The following is a 2,497-nucleotide window of genomic DNA, read 5'->3' on the forward strand; positions in this document are numbered from 1 at the left end:
AAAGCTCAAAGCTCAAAGCTCAAAGCTCAAAGCTCAAAGCTCAAAGCTCAAAGCTCAAAGCTCAAAGCTCAAAGCTCAAAGCTCAAAGCTCAAAGCCCGCTATCAACAGCTCAATAATTTTTGCGTTATTTTCGATTGCGGATTTTGGAATATCGTTTCGGTGGGGCCGTACTCAACGACTTTACCATGATCCAGTACCACGAGCTGATCGCTTATGTGGCGTACTAAACTGAGGTGATGGGTGATCAGTACATAGGTGAGGCCAGTTTCTTGTTGTAGCTTAAGTAATAAATTTACGATTTGCGCGCGCACAGACGGGTCAAGTGATGAAAGTGCTTCATCAAGTACCACAACCTTAGGATCTAGTATAAGCGCGCGAGCGAGCGCTACACGCTGTAATTGGCCAATACTAAACATGTGCGGATAATAGTGTTGGTGGTCTACTAACAAGCCGACCTTTAACATGGTGCTGTCTATTTTTTCGCTGCGTTGTTGCTTATCAAAGTCGGTGTTAAATTGCAGGCAGTCATCAAGCATATCAGCAATGGTTAACGCGGGATTTAACGAGGTTGCCGAGTCTTGAAAAATCATCCTAATGTAGCGACACTGTGGATCGCGCACGCCATTGTTTTCGATAATATTATTTTCCAGCAGAATTTGCCCGCTATCGGCGCTGCCGGCGCCGGCCAGTAACTTTGCTAAGGTGCTTTTACCTGCGCCTGTTTCGCCTATGATGGCAATGGTTTCGCCTTTACCAACCCCAAATGAAATGTTTTTTAACACCTCAAACTTTTTATGGCTAAATAACCCCGCGCGTATATTAAAGGTTTTAGAAAGTGCTTGTACTTTTAACAGCGGTTGCATTATTTCATCTCTTTAATAAGTGGAAAGTGACATGCATAGCTATGCCCTTGGTGTTTAGTAAGCTTGGGGGCTATGACGCATTCTTTTTGTGCTTGCGGGCAACGCGGCCCTAAGCGACAGCCGATGGGCAAATGTTGCAAGGTGGGAATGGTGCCTTTTAGCGCATAAAAAGGTTCTTTGTGTGCTAAGCCGTGCTCGTAGTCGGGCAAGCTTTTTAATAATGCTTGTGTATACGGGTGGCGCGGTTGTTTAAAAATACGCTCTGTGGGGCCGGCTTCTACCATTTGTCCGCAATATAAAACATGAATACCGTGAGACCAGTTTACAATTTCTTCGAGCTCGTGGGAGATCATTAAAATCGACATGTTTTTTAATTGGTTTAAGCTTTTTAGTAACCTAAACACTTGCGCGCGGGTAGTGCTATCGAGCGCGGTGGTTGGCTCATCGGCAATCAGTAGTTTCGGAGTGCGAGCAATGGCCATGGCAATCATGACTTTTTGGCATACCCCTTCAGACAGCTCATGGGGGTAACTGCTTAGCACCGACTCATGATTTTTAATACCCACTTTGTGGATCAGCGCTTTAACGCGGTCTTTCCGTTCGCGGTTACGCTTTAAGAAAAACCCTTTAGTAGCCGTTTTTGGGAGCGTTTCGGCTATTTGGTCAAATATTTTCGCGGTCGGGTCCAAGCAGCGACTGGGATCTTGGTAAATCATCGCAATATCTTGGCTCACTATTTTACGCCGTTGCTCTGGGGTTAAGCGCATTAAGTCAACGCCGCGCCAGTGAATTCTGTCGGCAGAAATTACCCAGCGCTCATTCAGTACGCCAACAATCGCTTTAGCAATGAGGCTTTTTCCTGAGCCAGACTCACCGACCAAAGCATGCACTTCACCTTCTTTTAGGCTGAAGCTGACCCTGTCTACGGCTCTTATCACCGTTTCAGAGGTGTGTAATTCAATGGTTAGGTTTCGCACATCTAGTAATTGCATTTAATCAGCCTTACGCGCTTGTAATACTTGGCGAAGTCCATCACCGACTAAGTTAGTAGACAGCACCGCTAAAAACAGCAATACGCCTGGGAGTGCAACTGTCCACGGGGCCAGATATATCAGCCCGAGGTTTTCGGCTAAAATGGCGCCCCATTCGGTCGTTGGCGGTTGTGCACCCAGCTTTAAAAAGCCAAGCGCAGCAATATCTAAAATGGCGGTCGACAACGCCATGGTAAAAATAACCACGATATATTCATAAATATTAGGATAAATACCGCGCGATAAAATATGCCAATTAGACGCGCCATCCAGTTTGTAGGCGGTAATGTAGTCTTTGCCAAGCTCATCAACAATTAAATTACGAATTGAATGAATAAACTGTGGCAGCAGCGCTAATATAATGGCCCACACGGTGTTCATTAGCCCCGGACCCAGTATGGCGATAATAATAATGGCTAACAATAACGAAGGAATAGACAAGGTGATATCGAGTAAGTGATTTAAAAAGCTCGAACGCAGTCCATGACTAATACCGGCAAACGTGCCCACTAACACGCCAATGATAGTGGTGAGCAGGGCGGCAACAATCGATAACCCAAAGGTATAGGTGGTGCCGTTCATTAAGCGCGATAACACGTCGC

The 2,497-nt window shown here is 45.8% G+C and carries 3 protein-coding genes; all 3 read right to left on the minus strand.

What is annotated here, in order from left to right:
- Positions 1-102: 102 nt before the first annotated feature.
- Positions 103-864, minus strand: a complete 762-nt coding sequence (locus ABYB02_RS16565; protein WP_372763470.1) for an ATP-binding cassette domain-containing protein — start codon at positions 862-864, stop codon at positions 103-105.
- Positions 864-1,856: an oligopeptide/dipeptide ABC transporter ATP-binding protein gene (locus ABYB02_RS16570; RefSeq protein WP_372763471.1), complete on the minus strand. Its 993-nt coding sequence runs from the start codon at positions 1,854-1,856 to the stop codon at positions 864-866. Before ABYB02_RS16570 ends, ABYB02_RS16565 begins: the two co-directional genes overlap by 1 nt.
- Positions 1,857-2,497: ABC transporter permease subunit (locus tag ABYB02_RS16575; protein WP_372763472.1), on the minus strand; the 641-nt coding region annotated here is incomplete at its 5' end.

It is taken from the genome of Pseudoalteromonas sp., from assembly GCF_041613455.1.
Taxonomy (GTDB): Bacteria; Pseudomonadota; Gammaproteobacteria; order Enterobacterales; family Alteromonadaceae; genus Pseudoalteromonas.

What these genes read in the sequence shown, in the direction of transcription:
- ABYB02_RS16565 (WP_372763470.1), bottom strand. Translation starts at nt 864, where the DNA reads ATGCAACCGCTGTTAAAAGTACAAGCACTTTCTAAAACCTTTAATATA.
- ABYB02_RS16570 (WP_372763471.1), bottom strand. Translation starts at nt 1,856, where the DNA reads ATGCAATTACTAGATGTGCGAAACCTAACCATTGAATTACACACCTCT.